The organism is Pseudomonas sp. SJZ079 (genome assembly GCF_007993865.1).
Taxonomy (GTDB): Bacteria; Pseudomonadota; Gammaproteobacteria; order Pseudomonadales; family Pseudomonadaceae; genus Aquipseudomonas.
In genome coordinates, this window is the sequence record NZ_VIUH01000015.1 from 17962 (window position 1) to 42335 (window position 24374).

Genomic DNA, 24374 nt, shown 5'->3' on the forward strand with positions numbered 1-24374 from the left:
CCTTAGTTCTTGGTCTGGACAGGGGCGGTTTGTTCGGCGAGCGCCACGGCGCGGAACATGGCGCGGCGCTTGTTCAGCGTCTCCTCCCACTCCAGCGCCGGCACCGAGTCGGCGACTATGCCGGCGCCGGCCTGCACGTGCAGCTCGCCGTCCTTGATCACCGCGGTGCGAATGGCGATGGCCGTGTCCATATTGCCGTTCCAGGCCAAATAGCCGACCGCGCCGCCATAGACGCCACGCTTGACCGGCTCAAGCTCATCGATGATTTCCATGGCGCGGATCTTCGGCGCGCCGGACAGCGTGCCGGCCGGCAGGATGGCGCGCAAAGCATCCATGGCGCTCAGGCCGTCCTTGAGCTGACCGGTGACGTTGGAGACGATGTGCATGACGTTGGAATAACGCTCGATCACCATTTTCTCGGTGAGCTTGACGCTGCCGGTGCTCGACACGCGACCGACATCGTTGCGCCCCAGGTCGATCAGCATCAGGTGTTCGGCGAGCTCCTTGGCGTCCGAGAGCAGGTCCTGCTCCAACGCCACATCGGCCGCTTCATTGGCGCCGCGCGGGCGGGTGCCGGCGATCGGCCGCACCGTCACCAGGTTGTCCTCCACGCGCACCAGCACCTCCGGCGAGCTGCCCACCACATGGAAGTCGCCAAAATTGAAGAAGTACATATAGGGCGTCGGATTAATGCAGCGCAGCGCGCGATACAAATCGATCGGCGCGGCCTTGAAGGGAATCGACATGCGTTGGGAGATCACCACCTGCATGCAGTCTCCCGCCAGGATGTACTCCTTGATGGCATTCACCGAACGCTCATAGTCGTCACGGCTGAAGCTGGAGCGGAATGCCGGCTCGGCAGCCGACGCGGCATTCAAATCGACCCCCAGGCGCGGAGTGATCGGCTGGCGCAGCTTGCTCAGGATGTTTTGCAGATGTTCCAGCCCGTTCTCAAGCGCGTTGGTTTCGGCCGGGTCGGCGAGCACGATGGCGTGCATTTTGCCGGCCAGGTTGTCGAACACCACCACGGCATCCGAGACCATCAGCAGAATGTCTGGAGTGTCCAGTGGATCGGGATTAGGGCAGGCGCCCAGACGCTTCTCCACATAACGCACGCTGTCGTAACCGAAGTAGCCCACCAGCCCGCCATTGAAGCGCGGCAGCCCCGGCAGGGTCGGCACCTTGTAGCGCCCCTTGAACTGCTCGACGAAGTCCAGTGGGTCCGCGCACTCGTGGCGCTCCACTTCGACACCATCGACGCTGATACTGACGCTATGGCCGTAGGCGCGCAGCACGGTGCGGGCTGGTAGGCCGATAATCGAGTAACGCCCCCACTTCTCGCCGCCCTGCACGGACTCCAGCAAGTAGGTGTTGGCCTGATCGGCCAGTTTCAGGTAGATCGACAACGGCGTGTCGAAGTCGACCAGGGTTTCACAGGCAAGGGGGATGCGGTTATAGCCGGCAGCGGCCAAACGCAGGAATTCTTCGCGGATCATGATCAGCCTCGTGGCTTGAGGGTAAAACGGTCGTGTGCAAACCTGCCGACTAAGCGGCCAAGATCAGTTCAGAGGCGCCAGCGCCAACGGGCCAGAGACTTGATGATTTTCATCCCAGCTCGTGCGAGCCAGTGTTTGCAGGTAACCACCACGGGGGGATCTCTTGGGCGGGAGTAAAGACTGGCCACACTAGCGTAGCCGCCGAGGCGAATCAACCCGCCGAACTTGCTCTCAGGCCAACTGCCGCCCTGTTTCCTCAATGGTGGCGAGCCCGCGCAAGCATCGCCTGCAGGCTCCTGCTTACTCTGTAGCCAACAATAACTCTCGTAGGTCGTCGATCACTCGCGCCGGCGCCTCTTCGGCGATTGGCCGGCCGTGGTTGTAACCATAACTGAGCGCCACACAGGGCACGCCCGCCGCCTTGGCCGCCAGCACGTCGTTGCGCGAGTCGCCGACAAACAATGCCTGCCGCGCCTCGACCTGGGCCAGCCGCAGGATATGCAGCAAGGCTGCCGGATCGGGCTTCTGCTGCGGCAGCGTATCGCCGCCGACAATCCAGCGGAAATAGCCACCCAGTCCTTTCTCATCCAACAACGGGGCGACGAAGCGCTCCGGCTTATTGGTGACGATGGCCAGTGCAATACCCTGCTCGGTTAGCCAGCCGAGCATGTCCTTCACCCCGGGATAGACACGGGTCAGGGCATGGCTCTCGGCGTAGGCCTGCATAAACAGCTGCAGCGCCTCGGCCGCGTCCGCCTCGGCGATATGCGCGTGCTGCAGGCCACCGGCCAGGGCGCGGCGCACCAACACGCTGGCGCCATTGCCGACCCAGTCGCGCACTCGCTCGACGCCTGCCGGCGCCCGGCCAAGGCCGAGCAGCACCTTATCCACGGCGGCGGCGAGATCCGGCACCGAGTCCACCAGGGTACCGTCCAGGTCGAACATCACCAGGCGCGGCAACTGGCCAGCAAACAGCTCGCGCAACTGCATCAGCCGCGCACCTGCGCCAGCTCGGCGCGCATCGCCTCGATCACCTCGCGGTAGTTCGGCTGGTTGAAGATCGCCGAACCGGCGACAAAGGTATCGGCGCCGGCCGTGGCGATCTCGCGGATGTTCTGCACATTGACCCCGCCATCGATCTCCAGGCGGATATCGCGGCCACTGGCATCGATCAGCGCACGCGCCTCGCGCAACTTATCGAGCGTGCCGGGGATGAACTTCTGCCCGCCGAAGCCCGGGTTGACGCTCATCAACAGGATCATGTCGACCTTGTCCATCACGTACTTGAGCACGTCCAGCGGGGTCGCCGGATTGAACACCAGGCCGGCCTTGCAGCCGCCGGCACGGATCAGTTGCAGCGAGCGATCGACATGTTCGGACGCTTCCGGGTGGAAGGTTATGTAGCTGGCGCCAGCCTCGATGAAATCGCCGATCAGTCGATCCACCGGCTTGACCATCAGGTGGGCATCGATCGGAGCGGTGATGCCGTATTTGCGCAGCGCCGTGCAGACCATCGGGCCGATGGTCAAGTTGGGCACGTAATGGTTGTCCATCACATCGAAGTGGACGATATCGGCGCCGGCAGCGAGGACGTTATCCACTTCCTCGCCCAGGCGAGCGAAGTCGGCGGAAAGGATCGACGGGGCGATGGCGAAGGGTTGCATGGCGCACCTCGGGAGCATTCACGGAAGGCGCGCAGTGTACCAGCCCAGAGCAAGGCTCGGCATGGCCGGAGACGCCTGACAAAACAACCGCAAAACCGCTAGGCTGCGAGCACGATTGCCGCCCGGAGAAGTGCTATGCCCTCGCACCATGCCCCCCTTGCCCTGTGCCTGCTGTTGCTCGGCGCGCAGGCTTATGCCGAAGGCGAGGTGCCCCCGAGTAGCGCGCCTGTCAGCACAGCTTTGCCCGCAGTTGAGCGCGCAAAGCTGGCGGAGCGCAGCCAGGCCGACGCCAGCGCACTCGAGCGCCAGCTACAAGATAAACAGCAGCAGCAACTCAAGACCGCCGATGACAGCTTTTTGGCCCTCTGGCTACCCGCCAACGTCGGCGAACCAAGCGGCGCGGTGATTCTCCTGCCCGGCGACGATGAGAGCGCCGACTGGCCACAAAGCATCGGACCACTGCGGCGCAAGTTACCGGATGCCGGGTGGCACAGCCTGAGCCTGAGCTTGCCCGACCCTCAGGGTGAGAGCCTGCCCTTGCGCAGCGCCTCCACCGACGCCAACGTCAACGCCGCCCCTGCCAGACAGCCAATAGCAGCCCAAACAGACGAGAGCACCGGCGAGCCTGACCCGACTGAGGCCGCCGACGAACCGCCAGTCGACGATCAGGCGTTGCCCGCCAGTACTGATCTTGAAACCGCTCGCGAAGCCCAGCGCAAGACCCACGCAGAGCGCGTCCTGACGCGCATCGAAGCCGGCATCGCCTTCGCCCAACAGCAACAGGCGAAGACCATCGTCCTGCTCGGCCATGGCAGTGGCGCTTATTGGGCGGCACGCTTTCTGGCCGAACGCCAGCCAACGGAGGTGCAGAACCTGCTGCTGGTCGCCGCCGAACTGCCCGACGGATTCAGCCCGGCGCTGGATGAACTCATCCCCGGCCTGAAGCTGGCCACCGGCGATTTCTACTACCAAGAGCAGAACAGCGATCGCAATGCCGCGCTCAAGCGCATGCAGACGAGCAAGCGACAAAAGCACCCGGCCTACACTCAGATCGCCATGCAGGCGCTACCCGGTAATCCGCCAGCGGAGCAGGAACAGTTGTATCGGCGCATCCGCGGCTGGCTCAACCAGCACCTGCACGCCAGCGCACAGTAGCTAATCGCCCCGACGGCAGGCCTGCCTGGCGCCTAGCGAAAACCGTGGCGCTGGCGGATCAGCTCGTAGGCCCGGTGCAGCTCGCCGGTTTTTTCCGTGGCTTCGCGCACCCGCTCGGGGCCTGCGCCACTGCCGGTCAGCTTGTCGGGATGGTGACGACTCAACAACCGTCGATAAGCGCGCTTGATCTGCAGTGGTTCGCTATCGGCCGCGACCCCGAGCAAACGCAGCGCGTCCTGATAGCTACCACCGGCCGAGGCCAACGGGCCTTGCCTCGGCGCGTAGGCCGCACTCAGCGCCTCCTGGGTCGCAGCGGGGACATTCAGCCACTTGCCCCACAACAGAATGAGCTCGCGCTCGGTTCGCGACACCCGACCATCCACCCAGGCCATCCGCCAGCACGCGCGCAACAAGGCTTCACCGCGCACCGTCTGATGACGCAGCGGCGCGCGCAGACTGTCACGCCCGGTCTTGCCGCGCGCAAACGCCTCGATGGCCCGTCGCTGCGCCACCTCATCCAGCCCCAGGCGCTGCATCTCGGCCCGCGCCTGCTGAATATGTGCATGCAGCACCCGGCCATCGCACTTGGCCAAACGGCCAAGCAGAAGAAACAACACCTCCTCATCGCCGGGTATTGCCCGCCCCCCCAGCCGCTCACGCAGCGCGGCCCAACTGCTCAAGCGCAGACGGCGATCCAGCACCTGACCGAGCAGACCACCGAGCAATGCCCCGGGAATACTGGCCACGGCCAGACCGGCAAATGCACCGAGCAATGTCGCCGGCCAGAGCACGTCAATCCCCCTGCGCGAGCAAACGCTCTACTTCAGCCAGGCGCTCATGGGTGCCAACATCGACCCAACGCCCACTAAAGGTCTCGCCACTTACCTGCCCTTCGCGCATGGCAGTGCGCAACAGCGGCGCCAGCTTGAACGCACCGGGCTGGCAGCCGGCGAACAGCGCTGGCGAGAGCAGCGCGATGCCGCTGTAGGTCAGGCTCGGTTGATCGACGACGGCATCACTCACTCGACCTTGATCCAGGCAGAAATCACCCGACTGGTGATGCGCCGGGTTGGCCACCAGCACCAGGTGAGCCAGCCCGCTCAGCGGCTTATCCAGCACGGCAAAGGGGTAGTCGGTAAAAATATCGCCGTTGACCACCAGAAAGGGTTCATCGCCGAGCAAGGGCAATGCCCGAAAAATCCCGCCCCCGGTTTCCAGCGGCTCACCCTCGGCCGAGTAGCGGATGCTCACGCCGAAGCGCCCGCCGTCGCCGAGGTAGTCCTCGATCTGCTGCCCGAGCCAGGCATGGTTGATCACCAATGCGCGGATACCCGCGGCGGCCAGGGCACGCACGTGGTACTCGATCAGCGGCACGCCGGCGGCCTGCACTAACGGCTTTGGCGTATGCAAGGTCAAGGGGCGCAGGCGCTCACCTTTGCCGGCGGCGAGAATCATCGCCTTCATACGGATGCCGTCTCGACCTGTCGCAAGCTCACCAGCAACTCGCCCAACTCGGCCAACTCGGGTCGGCGCGCCAGCACGGCGTCGATATACGCGAAGAAACGTGGCACGTCGCCGAGGTACCTGGGTTTGCCATCACGGTGACAAATACGCGCAAAAATACCGATCACCTTGAGGTGGCGCTGCACCCCCATCAAATCACTGGCGCGCAGAAAGTCGTCCAGCTCCGCCTGCACCGGAATACCCGTGGCACGCGCCTGCCGCCAATAGGCTTCCAGCCAGTCGCGCACCCGCGCCTCCGGCCAGCTGAGAAAGGCATCCTTGAACAGGCAGGTCACGTCATAGCTGACCGGTCCGTAGACCGCATCCTGAAAATCCAGCACCCCCGGATTCGGCTCGCTGAGCATCAGGTTGCGCGGCATGTAATCGCGATGCACCACGACCTTGGGTTGCGCTAGCGCGCTGGCGATCAACAGGTTACTGATGCGCTGCCAGGCAGCCTGTTGCGCAGCATCCAGTTCGATGCCCAGGTGATGTTGCACGTACCACTCGGGAAACAGCTGCAACTCGCGGCGCAGCAAGGCGTCGTCATAGCTCGGCAATCCCGCCTCCATCGGTAACCGCTGAAACGCCAACAACGCCTCCAGTGCATCGGCGAACAGCGGGCCGGCGTTATCCGCATCGATCACGTCCAGATAGGTTTGCCGGCCCAAATCACTCAGCAATAGAAAGCCGCGTTCGACATCGGCCGCGAGTACCTGCGGCACGCTCACCCCGGCTCCAGCCAACAGCGCCGCAACCTTAACGAAGGGCCGACAGTCCTCCTGCGGCGGTGGCGCATCCATCACGATCAGGCTGCGTCCGGCACCTTGCCAGCGGAAATAACGACGAAAGCTGGCGTCGCTGCTGGCCGACGTCAACGTGGCAGCGGGCACTTCACCCCAGCCTTGCGCGGCGAACAGCGTCGGCAGCTGCCGATCGAGCCAATCGTTCAGGAGTTGCAGGCGTACATCTTCATCAGGCATTACAAGGGTCTCCACGGCGCTAGCCGTTGCGCGGGTCATGCTTTATTATCCAGCATCTTTTTCAGCCCATCGAGAGGCGTGCGGCCCCTGGGCCGATAGCGCGCAGGAAGCCCGGAAAAATAAGATGGCAGTAAAATACCCCGCGTTCCGTAAAAAATTCCCACTTCTGGTCACTGGCAGCCTTCTTGCCATACAGCCTGTCGCTGGCCAATTCGCCATAGCTGCCGAGCAGTATGACTGCCAAGCGTCGGCTTCCGGTAGCTGGGCATGCGCGCCAAAAGCCAGCAGTGCTGCTGTGCCGGCACGCCCGGTGCACAGTGGCTCCGCCGTCAGCGCCGGCACCTCCGCAGACAAGAGGGGAGAGAGCAAAGCCTCCACCGCCACCCTAGTCACGCAAAGCGGCGGCAAGGCCCTGGCCTCGCGCAGCGCCGACTACAGCCATCTGGACTGGGTGCCGCGCGAGCAACTGAGCGCCGCGCAGCTGGCCGAAACCGGCCCTTACTGCGCCGGCGCTTACGTTGAGCCGAAGCGCCCGGGCATGGGCGACACAACGCCGATGAGCGAAGCGCCGCTGTTCGTTTCCGCCAAAGCCTCGCGCTACGAGCAGGAACAACAGGTCGCGACCCTGGCTGGCGATGTGGTTCTGCGCCAATCGAGCCTGCAGGTCGAGGCCGACGAGGCCCGCCTGCTTCAAGCCGAAAATCGTGGCGAGCTGATTGGTAATGTTCGTCTGCGTGACGATGGCGCGCTGGTGGTCGGCGACCGTGCCGAGCTGCAACTGGACAACGGCGAAGCCAAGATCGATAACGCCGAGTATGTCCTGCACAAAGGCCATGTACGCGGCAGCGCGCTCTACGCCAAACGTGAAGAGACGGCGATTATCCGCCTGAAAGACGGCACCTATACCAGCTGCGAGCCCGGCAGCAACGCCTGGCACCTGAAAGGCAACAACGTCACCCTGAATCCCGCCACCGGTTTTGGCACCGCGACCAACGTCACCCTGCGGGTCAAGGATTTCCCGGTTTTCTACACGCCGTATATCCACTTTCCGATTGATGATCGGCGCCAGTCCGGCTTCTTGCCGCCGAGCATCAGCAGCTCCGGCAATAACGGCCTGACGCTGCAGACGCCCTATTATTTCAATCTGGCGCCGAACTACGACGCCACGCTCTACCCGACATACATGAGCGACCGCGGCCTGCTCACCGAAGGCGAAATGCGCTACCTGACCAAGAGCAGCGAAGGTCAGCTGGGCGCCGGCTACATCAGCGACAGCAACGACGACCGCAAGCTGCAATCGGAGTCCAAGCAGCAGCGCTGGCTCTATAGCTGGCAGCACAAGCAGGGCCTAGACTCGCGCCTGCTGGCCGAAGTCGACTACACCGACATCAGCGATCCGTATTATTTTCAGGACCTGAGCACCGACCTCGGTATCGACAACACGACCTATGTCAATCAGCGCGGCACCCTGACCTATCGTGGCGACGGCTACACCGCCCGCCTGAATGCACACGCTTACGAGCTGGCCAACATCACCGATATCACCCCGTACAACCGTTTGCCACAGATCACCCTGGATGGCGCGCTGCCGTTTCACCCGGGCGGCCTGGACTTCAGCTACGGCAGCGAATTGGTGCGCTTCGATCGCGACCTGCGCTCGGGTCTGTTCAGCGATGAAAATGGCATTACAACCCCTTGGTACGACACGAACTTGCAGGGCCTGGCTCGCGCCAACGGCAATCGCCTGCACCTGGAGCCGGCCGCCAGCCTGCCGCTGGATTGGAGCTGGGGCTTCGTCAAGCCGCAGGTCAAGTTCCTGCAGACCAACTATGACCTGAGCCTCGACCAGCAAGGCAAAAACACTCTGCTGGCCGAGCAGGAGTTCAGTTCCAGTCAAAGCCGCAGCCTGGCCATGTACAGCGTCGACAGCGGCCTGTACTTCGACCGCAACACCCAGTGGTTCGGCAAAGACTTCCGCCAGACCCTGGAACCGCGCCTGTTCTACCTCTATGTACCCGAGGAAGACCAGACCGACATTCCGGTCTTCGACTCCGGCGAATACACCTTCAACTATGCGTCGCTGTTCCGCGAGAACCGCTTCTCCGGCAAGGATCGCATCGGCGACGAAAACAAACTGTCACTGGGTGTCACCAACCGCTGGATCGAAAGCAACGGTTTCGAACGGCAGCGCTTCAGCATCGGCCAGGCCTTCTATTTCAAAGACCGCAAGGTGCAACTGCCAGGCATCGAGGCAAGCACCCGTGTCGATGCGCAATCATCCGTATCGCCTTACGCCTTGGAATATCTGTACCGCTTCAACCGTGACTGGCGCCTGTCCGCGGACTTCAACTGGGACCCGGACACCCACCGCACCCGCTCGGGTAGCACCATGTTCCACTACCAGCCGGAAGACAACCCGAACAAGATCATCAACGCCGGCTATCGCTACCGCAACGACACCGTGCGTTTCGACCAGAGCACCGGTAGCTGGGTGGTTGGCGGCGGCGATTTCGGCACGCCGGGCACCCCCAACTTCATCAAGGACTACTACAAGGTCAGCCAGCATGACTTCTCGGTGATCTGGCCAATCGTCCCGCAGTGGAGTGCGATTTCCCGCTGGCAGTATGATTATGGCCGCAATCGCACCCTCGAGGCCTTCGCCGGCTTTGAGTACGACAGTTGCTGCTGGAAGCTGCGGGTGGTCAATCGCTACTGGATCGACTACGACGAAGTCAGTCTGAACCCCTCGCTGAATGATCAGGCCGACAGCGGTATCTTCCTGCAAATCGTCCTCAAAGGCCTGGGCGGCGTGACAGGCAACAAGGTTGAAACTTTCCTCGACCAAGGCATTCAAGGTTATCGTGAACGTGAAGATCAAGCTTTCTGATTGTCTGCGCCCGCTGCTGTTGGGCGCAGTGTTCCTGAGTGCCGCGGCGCAGGCCGAGGTACAACCACTCAACCGCGTCGTGGCGATTGTCGACAACGACGTGATCATGCAGAGCCAACTGGACGCACGCGTTCGCGAGGTGCAGCAAACCATCGCCAAGCGCGGCGCGGCCGTGCCGCCGGAAAATGTGCTCAGCCAGCAAGTGCTGGAACGCCTGATTATCGAGAACATTCAGCTGCAGATCGGTGACCGCTCCGGCATTCGCATCACCGATGAAGAACTCAACCAGGCGATCGGCACCATTGCTCAGCGCAACGGCATGAGCATCGAGCAGTTCAGGGCCGCGCTGTCCAAGGATGGGCTGTCCTTCGCCGATGCCCGCGACCAGGTACGCCGCGAGATGATCATCAGCCGAGTGCGTCAACGCCGTGTGGCCGAGCGCATCCAGGTGACCGATCAGGAAGTGCAGAACTTCCTCGCCTCCGACCTCGGCAAGTTGCAACTGTCGGAAGAGTTCCGCCTGGCGAACATCCTCATTCCGGTTCCTGAAGGGGCGTCTCCCGAGACTATCCAGGCGGCGGATCGCCAGGTGCAAGAGCTTTATACACAACTGAAGCAGGGCGCCGACTTCGCCCAACTGGCGATCGCCCGTTCGGCCAGCGAAACCGCCTTGGAAGGTGGCGAGATGGGCTGGCGCAAAGCGGCTCAACTGCCCCCACCCTTCGACGCCATGATCGGCGCCCTGTCGGTCGGCGAGGTCACCGAGCCGGTGCGCACGCCGGGCGGTTTCATCATGCTCAAGCTGCTGGAAAAGCGCGGTGGCGGCGGCAACCAGGTACGTGACGAGGTCAACGTTCGCCACATTCTGATCAAGCCCAGTGAAATTCGCAGCGAAGCCGAAACCAAGCGCCTGATCGAGCGCCTTTACCAGCGGGTAAAGGCTGGGGAAGACTTCGCCGAACTGGCGAAGAGCTTCTCGGAAGACCCGGGCTCGGCGCTCAATGGTGGCCTGCTCAGCTGGATCGACCCGAACGCACTGGTTCCGGAGTTCCGCGAGGTGATGAACTCCACCCCCAGCGGCGAGCTGTCCAAACCGTTCAAGAGCACCTACGGCTGGCACATACTGCAAGTCATGGGCCGTCGTGCCACTGACAGCAGCGAGGAGTTCCGTGAGCAACAAGCAATGAACCTGCTGCGCAACCGCAAATACGACGAAGAGCTGCAAGCCTGGCTGCGCCAGATCCGCGACGAGGCCTACGTCGAGAGCAAGCTCTAAGCCTGCCCAGCTGGACCCGAGCCCGGCGCCTGCAACTAGCAGCACCGGGCTTTTCCGTTAAGGGCCGCGTACAGCATAAGATAGCGCTCAGTCCCAAAATTAATACCCGCCCTGATAGAGCGATCGAGAACTTGCCATGACTGCACAGCCTCTTTTCGCACTGACCCCCGGCGAGCCGGCAGGCATAGGCCCCGACTTGTGCCTGCTGCTCGCGCGCCAGGCGCAACCCCACCCGCTAATTGCCGTCGCCAGTCGTGACCTGCTCGCCGAGCGCGCCAGGCAACTGGACGTGGCGATTGAGCTGATCCCGATCGCCCCCGGCACCTGGCCGCAACAGCCCAGCCCAGCAGGCAGTCTGTATGTGTGGGATACGCCGCTGGCCGCTCCGGTCGTTGCCGGCCAGCTGAATCAGGCCAACGCCGCCTACGTCCTGGAAACCCTGACCCGCGCCGCTCAGGGCTGCCTGGACGGGCATTTCGCCGGGATGATCACCGCGCCGGTGCATAAGGGCGTGATCAACGACGCCGGCATCGCCTTCTCCGGGCACACCGAGTTTCTCGCCGATCTCACCCACACCGAGCAAGTGGTGATGATGCTCGCCACCCGTGGCCTGCGCGTGGCCCTGGTGACTACCCATCTGCCGCTCAAGGATGTCGCCGCGGCGATTACCGCCAAGCGCCTGGCCCGCGTTACCCGCATCCTGCATGCCGACCTGCGCGATAAGTTCGGCATCGACCAGCCGCGCATTCTGGTCTGCGGCCTCAACCCGCATGCCGGAGAGGGCGGCCACATGGGCCGCGAGGAAATCGAGACCATCGAACCGACGCTCGAACTGTTGCGCGGCGAAGGCATCGACTTGATCGGCCCGCTACCGGCCGACACCCTGTTTACCCCGAAGCACCTCGAGCACTGCGATGCAGTGCTGGCGATGTATCACGACCAAGGGCTGCCGGTGCTCAAATTCAAGGGTTTCGGCGCTGCGGTCAACATCACCCTGGGCCTGCCGATCATCCGCACCTCGGTCGATCACGGCACCGCCCTCGATCTGGCCGGTAGCGGCAAGATCGACAGCGGCAGCCTGCAAGTCGCCCTGGAAACCGCCTACGCCATGGCCGCCAGCCAGACCCAGCAGAACTGAGGCGTCAGGCCAGCGCACGCCGGCCGCCCTCTAGCCCCTAAGCCTAAAGGTGGATGGAAAAACACCATCCACCCCACGCCCTGTTAAACTGCCGCACTTTGCATTCGCTTTAAGCTCGCGGCTTGAAGCTTGGAGCCGTTTGAATGTCCGAACCCTATCAACACCGCGCGCGCAAGCGTTTCGGTCAGAACTTTTTGCACGACGCCGGGGTCATCCACCGCATCCTGCGGGCGATTCACGCCCGCGAAGGCGAGCATTTGCTGGAAATCGGCCCGGGCCAGGGCGCCTTGACCGAGGGCCTGCTCGACAGCGGCGCAAAACTCGATGTCGTCGAGTTGGATCGCGACCTGATCCCGATCCTCAACGCTAAATTCGCCACAGAGCCGCGCTTTCAGCTGCATCAGGGCGACGCGCTGAAGTTCGACTTCAACCGCCTGGGCGCGCCCCCCCGCAGCCTGCGGGTGGTCGGTAACCTGCCGTACAACATTTCCACGCCGTTGATCTTCCACCTGCTGAGCAATGCCGCGTTGATCCACGACATGCACTTCATGCTGCAGAAAGAAGTGGTCGAGCGTCTGGCCGCCGAGCCCGGTGGTGGCGACTGGGGCCGTTTGTCGATCATGGTGCAGTACCACTGCCGGGTCGAGCACCTGTTCAACGTTGGCCCGGGCGCGTTCAGCCCGCCGCCTAAAGTCGACTCGGCGATCGTCCGCCTGGTGCCCCATGAGACACTGCCGTATCCAGCCAAGGACCATCACCTGCTCGAGCGCGTAGTGCGGGAGGCCTTCAACCAGCGCCGCAAGACCCTGCGCAACACGCTCAAAGCCCTACTGCCCGCGACTGCGATCGAAGCGGCCGGCGTTGACGGCAGCCTACGCCCCGAGCAATTGGATCTGGCGGCCTTCGTGCGCCTGGCCGATCAACTGGCCGAGCAGCAGAGCACCCCAGCAACGCCTGACAGCCGCTAAACTGCCTGTTCAGCATACCGAGTCCCAGCACATGCCCGATCCTCGCTATCAGGTCGACGTCAGCGTCACCACTCGCTACCTGCCGGAGCAATCGCAGCCGGAGCAAAATCGCTTTGCGTTTGCCTATACCGTAACCATCGTCAATAGCGGTGAACTATCGGCCAAACTGCTCTCACGCCACTGGCTGATCACCGATGGCGACGGCCGCGTGCAGGAAGTGCGTGGCGCCGGTGTGGTGGGGCAACAACCACTGATCGAACCTGGCGACAGTCATACCTATAGCAGTGGCACGCTGATCGCCACTCACGTCGGCACCATGCAGGGCAGTTATCAAATGCTCGCCGAAGACGGTAAACGCTTCGACGCCGATATCGCGCCCTTCCGCCTGGCGGTACCGGGCTCGCTGCACTGATGGCCACTTACGCGGTAGGCGACCTGCAGGGTTGCCTCAGCCCCCTCCAGTGCCTCTTGCAACGTGTGGCCTTCGACCCCGACAAAGACCGCCTGTGGTTGGTCGGTGACCTGGTCAACCGCGGCCCGCAGTCGCTGGAAACCCTGCGTTTTCTCTACCGCATGCGCGATGCCGTGACCTGTGTACTGGGCAACCATGACCTGCACCTGCTGGCCGTCGCGCAGAACATTGAACGCCTGAAAAAGGCCGACACCTTGCGCGCAATTCTCGACGCACCCGATCGCGACGAGCTGCTCGACTGGCTGCGCCAACAGAAGCTACTGCATTACGACGCCGAGCGTGACATCGCCCTGGTGCACGCTGGGATTCCCCCACAATGGACCCTGGAAAAAGCCCTCAAACGCGCGAGCGAGGTCGAGGAAGCGCTGCGCGACGACGCCCGCTTCCCGCTGTTTCTCGACGGCATGTACGGCAACGAACCCGCCCGCTGGGACAGGGAGTTGCATGGCGTCCCGCGCCTGCGGGTGATCACCAACTACTTCACCCGCATGCGCTTTTGCAGCGCAGACGGTACCCTGGACCTGAAGAGCAAAGAAGGCGTCGACAGCGCGCCGCCTGGCTATGCCCCCTGGTTCAGCCATCGCGAGCGCAAGACGCGTGGACAGAAGATCATCTTCGGTCACTGGGCTGCGCTGGAAGGCCAGTGCAATGAACCCGGCCTGTTTGCCCTGGACACTGGTTGCGTGTGGGGCGGCGCCATGACCTTATTGAATATCGACAGCGGCGAGCGACACCGCTGTGACTGTAACCTGGAGCACCCATGAGCGACTTCAAACGCATCCCCCCGAAGCAGGCCAAGGCCCTGCGCGAACAAGGCGCAGTGGTGGTCGATATCCGCGACCCTGAGAGTTTTGCCCTCGGCCACATCGCCGGCTCGCAGCACTTGGACAATCACTCACTGCACGACTTTATCGCCAAGGCCGACCTCGACCGACCGCTGATCGTTGCCTGCTACCACGGCAACTCCAGCCAGAGCGCCGCCGCCTACCTGGTCGGTCAGGGGTTTTCGGAGGTGTACAGCCTGGATGGCGGCTTCGAGTTGTGGCGCAGCACTTACCCCGAAGACTCCACGCAAACGCAGCCCGAATAAAAATATATTCGGCGGTCAAACCGCACCGGCACTGGGCTGCCGCCCTTTCCTGACGAACGGTAATATCTTGATATCGTTCGCCGCCCCTTGACCTCGCCGATTCCGAACTATCCTTTAGCTCAGGCCATCCAAAACAAGGTAGAGCCGGCCAACCGGCATCCGGGCCATCGGTAAGACCTTTTGGTGTACTGGGGGATATCTCTCGACTGATTCGTCAGCCGACTACCAGCACCCGCACGACCGATCCCGCGCCGGCTCCTAGCATTGAGCGAGGTGACGTCATGACCATTTTCAGCCACTTCCAGCAGCGCTTCGAAGCGACTCGGCAAGAGGAATACTCCCTGCAGGAGTACCTTGAGCTATGCAAGCAGGACCGCAGCGCCTATGCCACCGCTGCCGAGCGCCTGCTGATGGCCATAGGCGAGCCCGAACTGCTCGACACCTCGAGCAACTCGCGGTTGTCGCGCATCTTCTCCAACAAGGTCATCCGCCGTTACCCGGCCTTCGCCGACTTCCACGGCATGGAAGAGTGCATCGACCAGATCGTCTCCTACTTCCGCCACGCCGCTCAAGGCCTGGAGGAGAAGAAACAAATCCTCTACCTGCTCGGCCCGGTTGGCGGCGGTAAATCGTCGCTGGCAGAGAAGCTCAAGCAGCTGATGGAAAAAGTGCCCTTCTATGCGATCAAGGGCTCGCCGGTGTTCGAGTCGCCACTCGGCCTGTTCAGCGCGACCGAGGACGGCGCCATCCTGGAAGAGGACTACGGTATCCCGCAGCGCTTCCTCAACAGCATCATGTCGCCCTGGGCGACCAAGCGTCTGGCCGAGTTCGGCGGCGACATCAGCCAGTTCCGTGTGGTCAAGCTCTACCCGTCGATTCTCAACCAGATCGCCGTGGCCAAGACCGAGCCGGGCGACGAGAACAATCAGGACATCTCGGCGCTGGTCGGCAAGGTGGATATCCGCAAACTGGAAGAATTCCCGCAGAACGACGCCGACGCCTACAGCTTCTCCGGTGCCCTGTGCCGCGCCAACCAAGGCCTGATGGAATTCGTCGAGATGTTCAAGGCACCGATCAAGGTGCTGCACCCACTGCTGACCGCCACCCAGGAAGGCAACTACAACAGCACCGAAGGTCTCGGTGCGATTCCCTACAGCGGTATTCTGCTGGCCCACTCTAACGAATCGGAATGGCACAACTTCCGCAACAACAAGAACAACGAGGCGTTCATCGACCGTATCTACATCGTCAAGGTACCGTACTGCCTGCGCGTGACCGATGAAATAAAGATCTACGACAAGCTGCTGTTCAACAGCTCTCTGGCCAACGCCCATTGCGCCCCAGACACCCTGAAGATGCTCGCCCAGTTCTCCGTGCTGAGCCGGCTGAAGGAACCGGAAAACTCGAATATCTACTCGAAGATGCGGGTCTACGACGGCGAAAACCTCAAGGACACCGACCCCAAGGCCAAGTCGATCCAGGAATACCGCGACACCGCGGGCGTCGACGAGGGCATGAACGGCCTGTCGACCCGCTTCGCCTTCAAGATTCTCTCCAAGGTGTTCAACTTCGACCCCCATGAGATCGCTGCCAACCCGGTACACCTGTTGTATGTACTGGAACAGCAGATCGAGCAGGAACAGTTCCCCGCCGAGACGCGCGAACGCTACCTGCGCTTCATCAAGGAATACCTGGCACCGCGTTACATCGAGTTCATCGGCAAGGAAATCCAGACGGCCTACCTCGAGTCTTACAGCGAGTACGGACAGAACATCTTCGACCGCTACGTGCTGTACGCCGACTTCTGGATTCAGGACCAGGAATACCGTGACCCGGAAACCGGCGAAATCCTCAATCGCGTGGCGCTCAACGAGGAACTGGAAAAGATCGAAAAACCGGCCGGCATCAGCAACCCGAAGGATTTCCGCAACGAAATCGTCAACTTCGTCTTGCGCGCCCGCGCCAACAACAACGGCAAGAACCCAACCTGGCTCAGCTACGAGAAGCTGCGCGTGGTGATCGAGAAGAAGATGTTCTCCAACACCGAGGACCTGCTTCCGGTCATCAGCTTCAATGCCAAGGCCAGCAAGGAGGACAAACAGAAACACAACGACTTCGTCACTCGCATGGTCGAGCGCGGCTACACCGACAAGCAGGTGCGCCTGCTCTCCGAGTGGTATCTGCGGGTTCGCAAATCGCAGTAACGTAGCCCCAAGCATCAGCCACAAGCGGCAAGCCGGAGTGCCCGCGCAACACGGCTCCATTTGCCGCTCGTGGCTTGCAGCTTAAAGCTCCCCGGAGGGGTCTATGAGCCATGTGATCGACCGGCGCCTGAACGGCAAGAACAAAAGCACGGTAAACCGCCAGCGTTTTTTGCGACGTTACCGTGACCACATCAAGAAAGCGGTGGAGGAAGCGGTCAGCCGCCGCTCCATTACCGACATGGAGCATGGCGAACAGATCAGTATTCCCGGTCGCGATATCGACGAACCGGTGTTGCACCATGGCCGGGGCGGCAAGCAGACAATCGTCCACCCGGGCAACAAAGAATTCACCACCGGCGAACGCATTCCTCGCCCGCAAGGCGGCGGGGCCGGCCAAGGCGCAGGCAAAGCCAGCAATAGCGGCGAAGGCATGGATGAGTTCGTCTTCCAGATCACCCAGGAAGAATTCCTCGACTTCATGTTCGAGGACCTGGAGCTGCCCAATCTGGTCAAGCGCCATCTGACCGGCAGCGACACCTTCAAGACCGTGCGCGCCGGCATCAGCAACGAGGGCAACCCGTCACGGATCAACATCATCCGCACCCTGCGCTCGGCCCACGCCCGGCGTATCGCCCTGTCCGGCAGCAGCCGCGCCAAATTGAAAATCGCGCAAGCCGAACTGGAGCGCCTCAAGCGTGAGGAACCGGACAACCTCGGCGACATTCAGCAACTGGAAGCTGAAATCAGCAAGCTGCACGCGCGCATCAACCGCGTGCCGTTCCTCGACACCTTCGACCTCAAGTACAACCTGCTGGTCAAGCAGCCGAACCCCAGCTCGAAAGCCGTGATGTTCTGCCTGATGGACGTGTCCGGCTCGATGACCCAGTCGACCAAGGACATCGCCAAGCGCTTCTTCATCCTGTTGTACCTGTTCCTCAAGCGCAATTACGACAAGATCGAAGTGGTATTCATCCGCCACCACACCAGCGCCAAAGAGGTGGACGAGGAAGAGTTCTTCTACTCCCGCGAGACCGGCGGCACCATAGTCTCCAGCGCACTCAAACTGATGCAGGAGATCATGGCCGAGCGCTATCCCATCAACGAGTGGAATATCTATGCCGCCCAGGCGTCGGACGGCGACAACTGGAACGATGATTCACCGATCTGTCGGGATATATTGATAAAGCAGATCATGCCGTTCGTGCAGTACTTCACCTACGTCGAGATCACCCCGCGCGAGCACCAGGCGCTGTGGTTCGAATACGAGCAGGTCTGCGAAGCGTTCGTCGACACCTTCGCCCAACAGCAGCTGGTCTCGGCGGCCGATATCTACCCAGTGTTCCGCGAACTGTTCCAGCGGAGGCTCGAAACATGACGGCATATGACGGCGCTGTGCGCAAAAAGAAAGGCCAACCGATCTCCACCGGCTCGGAATGGACCTTCGAGCTGATCCGCGCCTACGATCGAGAGATCAGCCGGATCGCCGAAGGCTATGCGCTGGACACCTACCCGAACCAGATCGAAGTCATCACCGCCGAGCAGATGATGGATGCCTACGCCTCGGTCGGCATGCCACTGGGCTACCACCACTGGTCCTACGGCAAGCAGTTCCTCAGTACCGAGAAGAACTATAAGCGCGGCCAGATGGGCCTGGCCTACGAGATCGTGATCAACTCCGACCCGTGCATCGCCTACCTGATGGAAGAGAACACCATGTGCATGCAGGCGCTGGTGGTGGCCCATGCCTGTTATGGGCACAACAGCTTCTTCAAGGGTAACTACCTGTTCCGCACCTGGACCGATGCCAGCTCGATTGTCGATTATCTGGTGTTCGCCAAGCAGTACATCATGCAGTGCGAGGAGCGTCATGGCATCGACGCCGTGGAGGACCTGCTGGACTCCTGCCACGCCCTGATGAACTACGGTGTCGATCGCTACAAGCGCCCTTACCCGATTTCCGCCGAAGAAGAGCGGCGCCGGCAGAAAGATCGCGAAGAACACCTGCAAAAGCAGATCAACGACCTCTGGCGCACCATTCCCAAAGGCGCGGACAAAGGCGACGACAAGGACAGCAAGCGCTTCCCCGCCGAACCCCAGGAAAACATCCTGTACTTCCTGGAAAAGCACGCACCGCTGCTGGAACCCTGGCAGCGCGAGGTGATCCGCATCGTGCGCAAGATCGCCCAATATTTCTATCCGCAACGCCAGACCCAGGTGATGAACGAAGGTTGGGCGACCTTCTGGCACTACACCCTGATGAACGATCTGTATGACGAAGGCCTGGTCACCGAAGGCTTTATCATGGAGTTCCTGCAGTCGCACACCAGCGTGATCTACCAACCGCCGTTCGACAGCCCTTATTACAGTGGCATCAACCCCTACACCCTGGGTTTTGCCATGTACCGCGACATCCGCAGGATCTGTGAGGCGCCCACCGAAGAAGACAGGCGCTGGTTCCCCGATATTGCCGGCAGCGACTGGCTGAGCACCCTGAAATTTGCCATGAAGAGCTTCAAGGACGAGAGTTTTATCCTGCAGTACCTGTCGCCCAAGGTGATTCGCGATCTCAAGCTGTTCAGCATCATGGACGACGACCAGAAGGATGAACTGCTGGTCTCCGCCATCCACGACGATCCGGGCTATCAAATCATCCGCGAAACCCTCGCCGCGCAGTACAACCTCGGCAACCGCGAACCCAACGTGCAAATCTGGAGCATCGATCGACGCGGCGACCGCTCGCTGACCCTGCGCCATCAACAGCATGATCGCAAGCCACTGGGCAGCTCGACCGAAGAGGTGCTGAAGCACCTGCACCGCCTGTGGGGCTTCGATATCCACCTGGAAACACTGCAAGGCGACAAGTTGATCAACACCCAGCACGTGCCGCCCAAAGGCGACCCTGAACATGACAGCGATCACCCGCGACTGGACCTGATCATTCCCCCCATCTAATCGGCTGCCCCCAGCCAGCGCCCGTGCGTATCACAGCAGCCTTGGCGCGGCTGCTGTGATACGCCACTTGCTCATCCGACCGCGCTACCTCGACGTGGCTCCTGGGCGATAAGCCTTTTCCCACCGGCACGCCTAACCGTTATCCTCTGCGGCAACGGAGGTAGGCATGCAGATTTACAAAGTCGGCGGCGCGGTACGCGACCGTCTGTTGGGGCGACCGGTCAGCGAGATCGACTGGGTGGTAGTCGGCGCCACGGCCGAGCAGATGTTAGCGCAGGGATTTCGCCCGGTAGGTGCGGATTTCCCGGTGTTCCTGCACCCGAAAACGGGCGAGGAGTACGCCCTGGCGCGCACCGAGCGCAAGAGCGGGCGCGGCTACGGTGGCTTCACCTTCTACGCCAGCCCGGAAGTCACCCTGGAAGAAGACCTGATCCGCCGCGACCTGACCGTCAACGCCATGGCCGAGGACGCTCAAGGACAGCTGATCGACCCCTACGGCGGGCAACGCGATCTCGCCGCACGTCTGCTGCGGCATGTTTCCCCGGCGTTTGCCGAAGACCCGTTACGGGTACTGCGCGTCGCGCGCTTCGCCGCGCGTTATGCGCCGCTGGGCTTTAGCGTCGCCCAACCAACCCTCGATCTCATGCGCCAACTCAGCGATTCCGGCGAACTGTCGGCACTCACCCCCGAGCGCAGCTGGAAGGAAATCTCGCGCGCGCTGCTGGAGCCACGCCCGGATATATTTATCCGCGTATTGCGCGACTGCGGTGCCCTCAAGGCGCTGCTTCCGGAAGTCGACGCGCTATTTGGCGTCCCGCAACCACCCGCCCACCATCCGGAGATCGACACCGGCGCGCATGTACTCAGCGTCTTGCGACAATGCGCCGAACACCAACAACCGCTGAGCGTGCGCTGGGCCTGCCTGCTGCACGACGTGGGCAAAGGCCTGACACCCGAGGCGGAGTGGCCCCGGCATATTGCCCACGAGCAACGCGGCCTGGCGGCGATCCGCGCGATCAACGAGCGCAGCAAGGCACCGAAAGACTGCCAGGAGCTGGCCCTGCTGGTCGGTGAATACCACACCCATGGTCATCGTGCCCTGGAGCTGAAGGCCTCGACCCTGCTGGAGCTGCTGCAGCACTTTGACGTCTATCGACGGCCGCAGCGTTTCGAGGCATTCATAGCCGCTTGCGAAATGGATGCCCGCGGCCGCGATGGCCTGGAACAGTCCGCCTACCCGCAGGCCGACTACCTGCGCGGCGCCATGCGGGCGGCGCGCAGCGTTGCGGTACAACCGCTGCTGCAGCAAGGATTCACGGGCCCAGAGCTGGGCGAGGCACTGAAGCGCGAGCGCCTGAAGGCGCTCAAGGTCTACAAGAACAGCGCGGAAAAACCTTAGGACTTAGGAAAAGCCAGGCGCAGCGACTCGGGGGTCAGCTCGACCCCGCGCCACTGAAAGGCCACCGGCCACAGCTGCTGGTCGATTCGCGCCGCCTGCCACAGCTCGGCAAAACTGCGCCGCTCGCCCAAATGCAGGCTATCCGGCGCCAATAGCGCCAGAGGCCACAGCACGAAAGCATTCTTCAGAATTTCTACGCGGGGCAATATCAGGCCATCAAAATTGCCGACTTGATCGCCATACAACAGCACATCGATGTCCAGCGGCAGACCCTTGCGCTCCGGTGCGTAACGTCCATTGTCCGCCTCGATGAACTTCAGCCGACGATCCAGCTCACGCAGGGGTAACTCGGTATAGCCCGTCACCACCAGATTGAAGAACGGCCCACTCTTGATCCCCACCGCCTGACTCTCGAACACCGGCGAGCAGCGCATCTCCTGCAGAAAGCCCGCCAGCGCCTCAAGGCCGGCGCACAAGTGGGCCTGACGCTCGATATTGCTGCCAAGGCCGAGAAAAACCGGAGTTAGCGACATCCGCGCTCGATCTCCACGCCGACACCACCTGCAGCGGCCGGCACTGCGCCGGGCTTGGTCAAGCGCAGACGCATCCAGGGAATCTGGAATTCGTGCATCAGCAGCTCAATCAGACGCTCGGCAAAGGTTTCCACCAGGATGAACTGCGCCTCGCTGGCGAAAGTCTGCACACGCGTCGACACCGCGGCGTAATCGAGCGCCTTGCTCAGGTCATCGCCCGCGGCGGCCGGTCGATTATCCCAGCCCAAGCTAAGATCCAGGCGTAAGCACTGGCGAATGGTGCGCTCCCAGTCATAGGCGCCGATCACCGTATCGACTTCCAGCCCTTCAATAAACACTATGTCCAAACACTTTCTCCGCAACTCTTAGGAGGCCACATCATTGGCAGGCCATTGTTAAAAACCACTGCGTCGACACACCCCGCCGAGACCCTACTCACACGCTGATTTACCCTGGGTAAACTGCACTCGTTGAGCTTATCTCGCAGGCCAAACCTTCGCTCGCTACCTATTTCAACGGCCTGCTAGAATCAGGGCGTCCCTCGCCCGGAATGGATACCATGTTTTGGTTGTTGGCGATCCTCGCCTACCTGCTCGGCTCGCTGTCCTTCGCCATTCTACTCAGTCGCCTGATCCATGGCCCGGACCCACGCGCCAGTGGCTCAGGCAACCCTGGCGCCACCAACATGATGCGGGTCGCCGGCAAGCGCCTGGCCATCTTGACCTTATTGGGCGACTCACTCAAAGGTCTGTTGCCCGTGCTAATGGCCCACCAGCTTGGCCTCAACCTGCAACAGCAAGCCTGGATTGGCCTCGCGGCGGTAATCGGTCACCTCTATCCCTTGTTCTTTCGTTTCCGCGGTGGCAAAGGCGTCGCCACTGCCGCGGGCATGCTGCTGGGGCTTTACCCGCCGGCCGCGCTTCTCGCCGTTAGCGCCTGGCTGTTGACCTTTTTCCTCACCCGCATCAGCTCAATCGCGGCGTTGATCGCCATACCGCTGATTTTACCGCTACTGGCCTGGCAACAGCCTGCGGCTCTGTTACCGATGAGCGCCCTCACCGGCCTGGTCGTCTGGCGTCATCGCGGCAATCTACGCGATCTATTCGCCGGCCGTGAGCGGCATTTCTGACTCGACAACCTGAACGCTGCTCATCCTCCAGCCGCAACCTTACAACGCAGGCAACTGCTCCATCGGCCAACGCGCTTGCACGGTGATGCTCAAGCCCTCGTGCTGACCGGCCTTGAGGCGCTGACAGCCGGCGTACGCGATCATCGCGCCGTTATCCGTGCAAAAGGCCGGGCGCGCGTAGAACACCTGCCCCCGCAACTCGCCCAACATACGTTCCAGCGAGGCCCGCAGGGCGCTGTTCGCACTGACGCCACCGGCGATCACCAGGCTGTTCAAACCCGTTTGTTTGAGTGCGCGACGACACTTGATGGTCAGCGTCTCGACGACCGCCTGCTGAAACGCCAGGGCGATGTCACAGCGCGTCTGCTCCGTGTCGTCGCCGGCCTCGCGGCAGCGCTGCCAGGTATTCAAGGTGAAGGTCTTCAAGCCACTGAAACTCATGTCCAGGCCCGGACGATCGGTCATGGGCCGAGGAAACTTGAAACGCCCCGGCGTGCCGCCCTCAGCCATGCGCGCAATTTCTGGCCCGCCCGGGTAGTTCAGGCCCATCAACTTGGCGGTCTTGTCAAATGCCTCACCGGCAGCATCGTCGAGCGACTCACCCAGCAGTTGATAACGGCCGATACCGTCCACCCGTACCAGTTGGGTATGCCCGCCGGACACCAACAAAGCGACGAACGGAAAGCTCGGCGGTTGCTCCTCCAACATAGGCGCCAGCAAGTGCCCCTCCATATGGTGCACTCCGAGAGCCGGGATGCCCCAGGCAAATGCCAGAGCCTGGGCACAGGAGGCACCGACCAGCAGCGCGCCGACCAAGCCGGGGCCCGCGGTATAGGCAATCGCATCGATATCGCTCGACACGCAGCCGGCCTCGGCCAGCACCTCGCGAATCAACGGCAGCATGCGTTTGACGTGGTCGCGTGATGCCAGCTCGGGCACCACTCCACCGTAGACTCGATGCAAGTCAATCTGGCTGAATAATGCATCGGCCAGCAGTCCACGCTCACTGTGATAGAGCGCGACACCGGTTTCATCGCAAGAGGTTTCCAATCCCAGAACCAGCATGGGCAGTGCCTTGTAGTAGAGAGGGGGCAGCTTCGAAGGGGCGCATGATAAGGGTGCCTGACGCGGCTCGACCAGTGCTTTTCGATCAGAGGCTTTGCATTCCGGGCAATGAGGCGGTAACATCCGCAACCCTTAAAAACCTACGTTCTCCAGCGCCATTTGCCAGGAGCACGTTAACCCCGGTAATAAAGAAGGTACGCCCTGGATGCCAGCCGTCAAAGTTAAAGAGAACGAACCCTTCGACGTAGCTCTGCGTCGTTTCAAGCGCTCCTGCGAAAAAGCCGGTGTTTTGGCTGAAGTTCGCAGCCGTGAATTCTACGAAAAACCGACTTCCGAGCGTAAGCGCAAAGCAGCAGCCGCTGTTAAGCGTCACGCCAAGAAAGTGCAGCGCGAGCAGCGTCGCAGCGTTCGCCTGTACTAATAAGTACAGCCGAAACGCCTGAAAGCCCGACTTCGGTCG

The 24374-nt window shown here is 62.0% G+C and carries 23 protein-coding genes and 1 pseudogene; 14 read left to right on the forward strand and 10 right to left on the reverse strand.

The features are described 5' to 3' along the window. Positions 1–2 precede the first annotated feature (2 nt). The 3 genes and pseudogenes from trpE to rpe all read right to left on the reverse strand — a co-directional run bounded on the left by trpE (position 3) and on the right by rpe (position 3160). Positions 3–1496, reverse strand: a complete 1494-nt coding sequence (trpE, locus tag FBY03_RS14335) for an anthranilate synthase component I (RefSeq protein WP_147173049.1) — start codon at positions 1494–1496, stop codon at positions 3–5. 68 nt (positions 1497–1564) lie between these two features. Beyond that, positions 1565–2489 (reverse strand): annotated as a pseudogene (locus FBY03_RS14345) (phosphoglycolate phosphatase). Then, a complete protein-coding gene (gene rpe, locus FBY03_RS14350) occupies positions 2486–3160 on the reverse strand; it encodes a ribulose-phosphate 3-epimerase (RefSeq protein ID WP_147173051.1) in 675 nt (224 codons plus the stop codon). Before rpe ends, FBY03_RS14345 begins: the two are co-directional and overlap by 4 nt. 135 nt (positions 3161–3295) lie before the next feature. Between rpe and FBY03_RS14355 the strand changes: the two genes are divergently transcribed. After that, a complete protein-coding gene (locus FBY03_RS14355; protein WP_147173052.1) occupies positions 3296–4315 on the forward strand; it encodes an alpha/beta hydrolase family protein in 1020 nt (339 codons plus the stop codon). A 32-nt stretch (positions 4316–4347) separates the two neighbouring features. Here FBY03_RS14355 and FBY03_RS14360 read toward each other — a convergent pair whose 3' ends face one another. The 4 genes from FBY03_RS14360 to FBY03_RS23295 all read right to left on the reverse strand — a co-directional run bounded on the left by FBY03_RS14360 (position 4348) and on the right by FBY03_RS23295 (position 7045). Then, positions 4348–5106, reverse strand: coding sequence for a DnaJ domain-containing protein (locus FBY03_RS14360; protein ID WP_147173053.1), 759 nt, complete (start codon positions 5104–5106; stop codon positions 4348–4350). Between the two features lies 1 nt (position 5107). Beyond that, positions 5108–5779, reverse strand: coding sequence for an N-acetylmuramate alpha-1-phosphate uridylyltransferase MurU (gene murU, locus FBY03_RS14365; protein ID WP_147173054.1), 672 nt, complete (start codon positions 5777–5779; stop codon positions 5108–5110). Next, positions 5776–6801: an aminoglycoside phosphotransferase family protein gene (locus tag FBY03_RS14370; protein WP_147173055.1), complete on the reverse strand. Its 1026-nt coding sequence runs from the start codon at positions 6799–6801 to the stop codon at positions 5776–5778. The genes murU and FBY03_RS14370 overlap by 4 nt, the downstream gene beginning before the upstream one ends. A 61-nt stretch (positions 6802–6862) precedes the next feature. Beyond that, positions 6863–7045 carry a hypothetical protein gene (locus FBY03_RS23295; RefSeq protein ID WP_256677939.1) on the reverse strand — a complete coding sequence of 61 codons (183 nt, stop codon included), beginning with the start codon at positions 7043–7045 and terminating at the stop codon, positions 6863–6865. 51 nt (positions 7046–7096) lie between these two features. Here FBY03_RS23295 and FBY03_RS14375 point away from each other — a divergent pair, with 51 nt between their 5' ends. From FBY03_RS14375 to FBY03_RS14425, 11 genes are all read left to right on the forward strand, one after another. After that, complete coding sequence (locus tag FBY03_RS14375; RefSeq protein ID WP_306102482.1) at positions 7097–9688, forward strand: LPS-assembly protein LptD; 2592 nt, start codon at positions 7097–7099, stop codon at positions 9686–9688. Further along, positions 9669–10964, forward strand: coding sequence for a peptidylprolyl isomerase (locus FBY03_RS14380; protein WP_147173057.1), 1296 nt, complete (start codon positions 9669–9671; stop codon positions 10962–10964). The genes FBY03_RS14375 and FBY03_RS14380 overlap by 20 nt, the downstream gene beginning before the upstream one ends. A 136-nt stretch (positions 10965–11100) precedes the next feature. Continuing rightward, entirely contained in the window at positions 11101–12102 is a 1002-nt protein-coding gene (gene pdxA, locus FBY03_RS14385) for a 4-hydroxythreonine-4-phosphate dehydrogenase PdxA (RefSeq protein ID WP_147173058.1), read from the forward strand. Between the two features lie 143 nt (positions 12103–12245). Next, positions 12246–13070: a 16S rRNA (adenine(1518)-N(6)/adenine(1519)-N(6))-dimethyltransferase RsmA gene (gene rsmA, locus FBY03_RS14390; protein ID WP_147173059.1), complete on the forward strand. Its 825-nt coding sequence runs from the start codon at positions 12246–12248 to the stop codon at positions 13068–13070. Positions 13071–13101: 31 nt separating this feature from the next. Next, on the forward strand, positions 13102–13482 hold the full coding sequence (apaG, locus tag FBY03_RS14395) for a Co2+/Mg2+ efflux protein ApaG (RefSeq protein ID WP_147173060.1): 381 nt from the start codon (positions 13102–13104) through the stop codon (positions 13480–13482). After that, positions 13482–14306 (forward strand): symmetrical bis(5'-nucleosyl)-tetraphosphatase, encoded by an 825-nt coding sequence (locus tag FBY03_RS14400; protein ID WP_147173061.1) that lies wholly within the window; start codon positions 13482–13484, stop codon positions 14304–14306. Before apaG ends, FBY03_RS14400 begins: the two co-directional genes overlap by 1 nt. Then, entirely contained in the window at positions 14303–14632 is a 330-nt protein-coding gene (gene glpE, locus FBY03_RS14405; protein WP_147173062.1) for a thiosulfate sulfurtransferase GlpE, read from the forward strand. The genes FBY03_RS14400 and glpE overlap by 4 nt, the downstream gene beginning before the upstream one ends. A 281-nt stretch (positions 14633–14913) precedes the next feature. Continuing rightward, positions 14914–16836 (forward strand): PrkA family serine protein kinase, encoded by a 1923-nt coding sequence (locus FBY03_RS14410; protein WP_147173063.1) that lies wholly within the window; start codon positions 14914–14916, stop codon positions 16834–16836. Between the two features lie 103 nt (positions 16837–16939). After that, entirely contained in the window at positions 16940–18211 is a 1272-nt protein-coding gene (locus tag FBY03_RS14415; RefSeq protein WP_147173064.1) for a YeaH/YhbH family protein, read from the forward strand. Beyond that, a complete protein-coding gene (locus FBY03_RS14420) occupies positions 18208–19788 on the forward strand; it encodes a SpoVR family protein (protein ID WP_147173065.1) in 1581 nt (526 codons plus the stop codon). The genes FBY03_RS14415 and FBY03_RS14420 overlap by 4 nt, the downstream gene beginning before the upstream one ends. Positions 19789–19954: 166 nt before the next feature. Then, on the forward strand, positions 19955–21187 hold the full coding sequence (locus FBY03_RS14425) for a multifunctional CCA addition/repair protein (RefSeq protein ID WP_147173066.1): 1233 nt from the start codon (positions 19955–19957) through the stop codon (positions 21185–21187). Here FBY03_RS14425 and folK read toward each other — a convergent pair. Then, positions 21184–21720, reverse strand: a complete 537-nt coding sequence (gene folK, locus FBY03_RS14430) for a 2-amino-4-hydroxy-6-hydroxymethyldihydropteridine diphosphokinase (protein WP_147173067.1) — start codon at positions 21718–21720, stop codon at positions 21184–21186. The genes FBY03_RS14425 and folK overlap by 4 nt on opposite strands. Further along, the gene (folB, locus tag FBY03_RS14435; protein ID WP_147173068.1) at positions 21711–22067 is read right to left on the reverse strand and encodes a dihydroneopterin aldolase; all 357 of its coding nucleotides are present in this window, start codon (positions 22065–22067) and stop codon (positions 21711–21713) included. The genes folK and folB overlap by 10 nt, the downstream gene beginning before the upstream one ends. Positions 22068–22279: 212 nt before the next feature. Between folB and plsY the strand changes: the two genes are divergently transcribed. Next, complete coding sequence (plsY, locus tag FBY03_RS14440) at positions 22280–22849, forward strand: glycerol-3-phosphate 1-O-acyltransferase PlsY (RefSeq protein WP_147173069.1); 570 nt, start codon at positions 22280–22282, stop codon at positions 22847–22849. Between the two features lie 39 nt (positions 22850–22888). Here the strand turns inward: plsY and tsaD are convergent, their stop codons facing one another. Beyond that, the gene (gene tsaD / locus FBY03_RS14445) at positions 22889–23914 is read right to left on the reverse strand and encodes a tRNA (adenosine(37)-N6)-threonylcarbamoyltransferase complex transferase subunit TsaD (RefSeq protein WP_147173070.1); all 1026 of its coding nucleotides are present in this window, start codon (positions 23912–23914) and stop codon (positions 22889–22891) included. A gap of 205 nt (positions 23915–24119) precedes the next feature. Here tsaD and rpsU point away from each other — a divergent pair, with 205 nt between their 5' ends. Next, entirely contained in the window at positions 24120–24335 is a 216-nt protein-coding gene (gene rpsU, locus FBY03_RS14450; protein ID WP_003296736.1) for a 30S ribosomal protein S21, read from the forward strand. Positions 24336–24374 lie beyond the last annotated feature (39 nt).

Bases quoted from the DNA above. Each gene is read 5' to 3' on its own strand.
- trpE (WP_147173049.1), bottom strand. From the start codon at position 1,496: ATGATCCGCGAAGAATTCCTGCGTTTGGCCGCTGCCGGCTATAACCGC.
- rpe (WP_147173051.1), bottom strand. From the start codon at position 3,160: ATGCAACCCTTCGCCATCGCCCCGTCGATCCTTTCCGCCGACTTCGCT.
- FBY03_RS14355 (WP_147173052.1), top strand. From the start codon at position 3,296: ATGCCCTCGCACCATGCCCCCCTTGCCCTGTGCCTGCTGTTGCTCGGC.
- murU (WP_147173054.1), bottom strand. From the start codon at position 5,779: ATGAAGGCGATGATTCTCGCCGCCGGCAAAGGTGAGCGCCTGCGCCCC.
- FBY03_RS14370 (WP_147173055.1), bottom strand. From the start codon at position 6,801: ATGCCTGATGAAGATGTACGCCTGCAACTCCTGAACGATTGGCTCGAT.
- pdxA (WP_147173058.1), top strand. From the start codon at position 11,101: ATGACTGCACAGCCTCTTTTCGCACTGACCCCCGGCGAGCCGGCAGGC.
- rsmA (WP_147173059.1), top strand. From the start codon at position 12,246: ATGTCCGAACCCTATCAACACCGCGCGCGCAAGCGTTTCGGTCAGAAC.
- apaG (WP_147173060.1), top strand. From the start codon at position 13,102: ATGCCCGATCCTCGCTATCAGGTCGACGTCAGCGTCACCACTCGCTAC.
- FBY03_RS14400 (WP_147173061.1), top strand. From the start codon at position 13,482: ATGGCCACTTACGCGGTAGGCGACCTGCAGGGTTGCCTCAGCCCCCTC.
- glpE (WP_147173062.1), top strand. From the start codon at position 14,303: ATGAGCGACTTCAAACGCATCCCCCCGAAGCAGGCCAAGGCCCTGCGC.
- FBY03_RS14410 (WP_147173063.1), top strand. From the start codon at position 14,914: ATGACCATTTTCAGCCACTTCCAGCAGCGCTTCGAAGCGACTCGGCAA.
- FBY03_RS14415 (WP_147173064.1), top strand. From the start codon at position 16,940: ATGAGCCATGTGATCGACCGGCGCCTGAACGGCAAGAACAAAAGCACG.
- FBY03_RS14420 (WP_147173065.1), top strand. From the start codon at position 18,208: ATGACGGCATATGACGGCGCTGTGCGCAAAAAGAAAGGCCAACCGATC.
- FBY03_RS14425 (WP_147173066.1), top strand. From the start codon at position 19,955: ATGCAGATTTACAAAGTCGGCGGCGCGGTACGCGACCGTCTGTTGGGG.
- folK (WP_147173067.1), bottom strand. From the start codon at position 21,720: ATGTCGCTAACTCCGGTTTTTCTCGGCCTTGGCAGCAATATCGAGCGT.
- plsY (WP_147173069.1), top strand. From the start codon at position 22,280: ATGTTTTGGTTGTTGGCGATCCTCGCCTACCTGCTCGGCTCGCTGTCC.
- tsaD (WP_147173070.1), bottom strand. From the start codon at position 23,914: ATGCTGGTTCTGGGATTGGAAACCTCTTGCGATGAAACCGGTGTCGCG.
- rpsU (WP_003296736.1), top strand. From the start codon at position 24,120: ATGCCAGCCGTCAAAGTTAAAGAGAACGAACCCTTCGACGTAGCTCTG.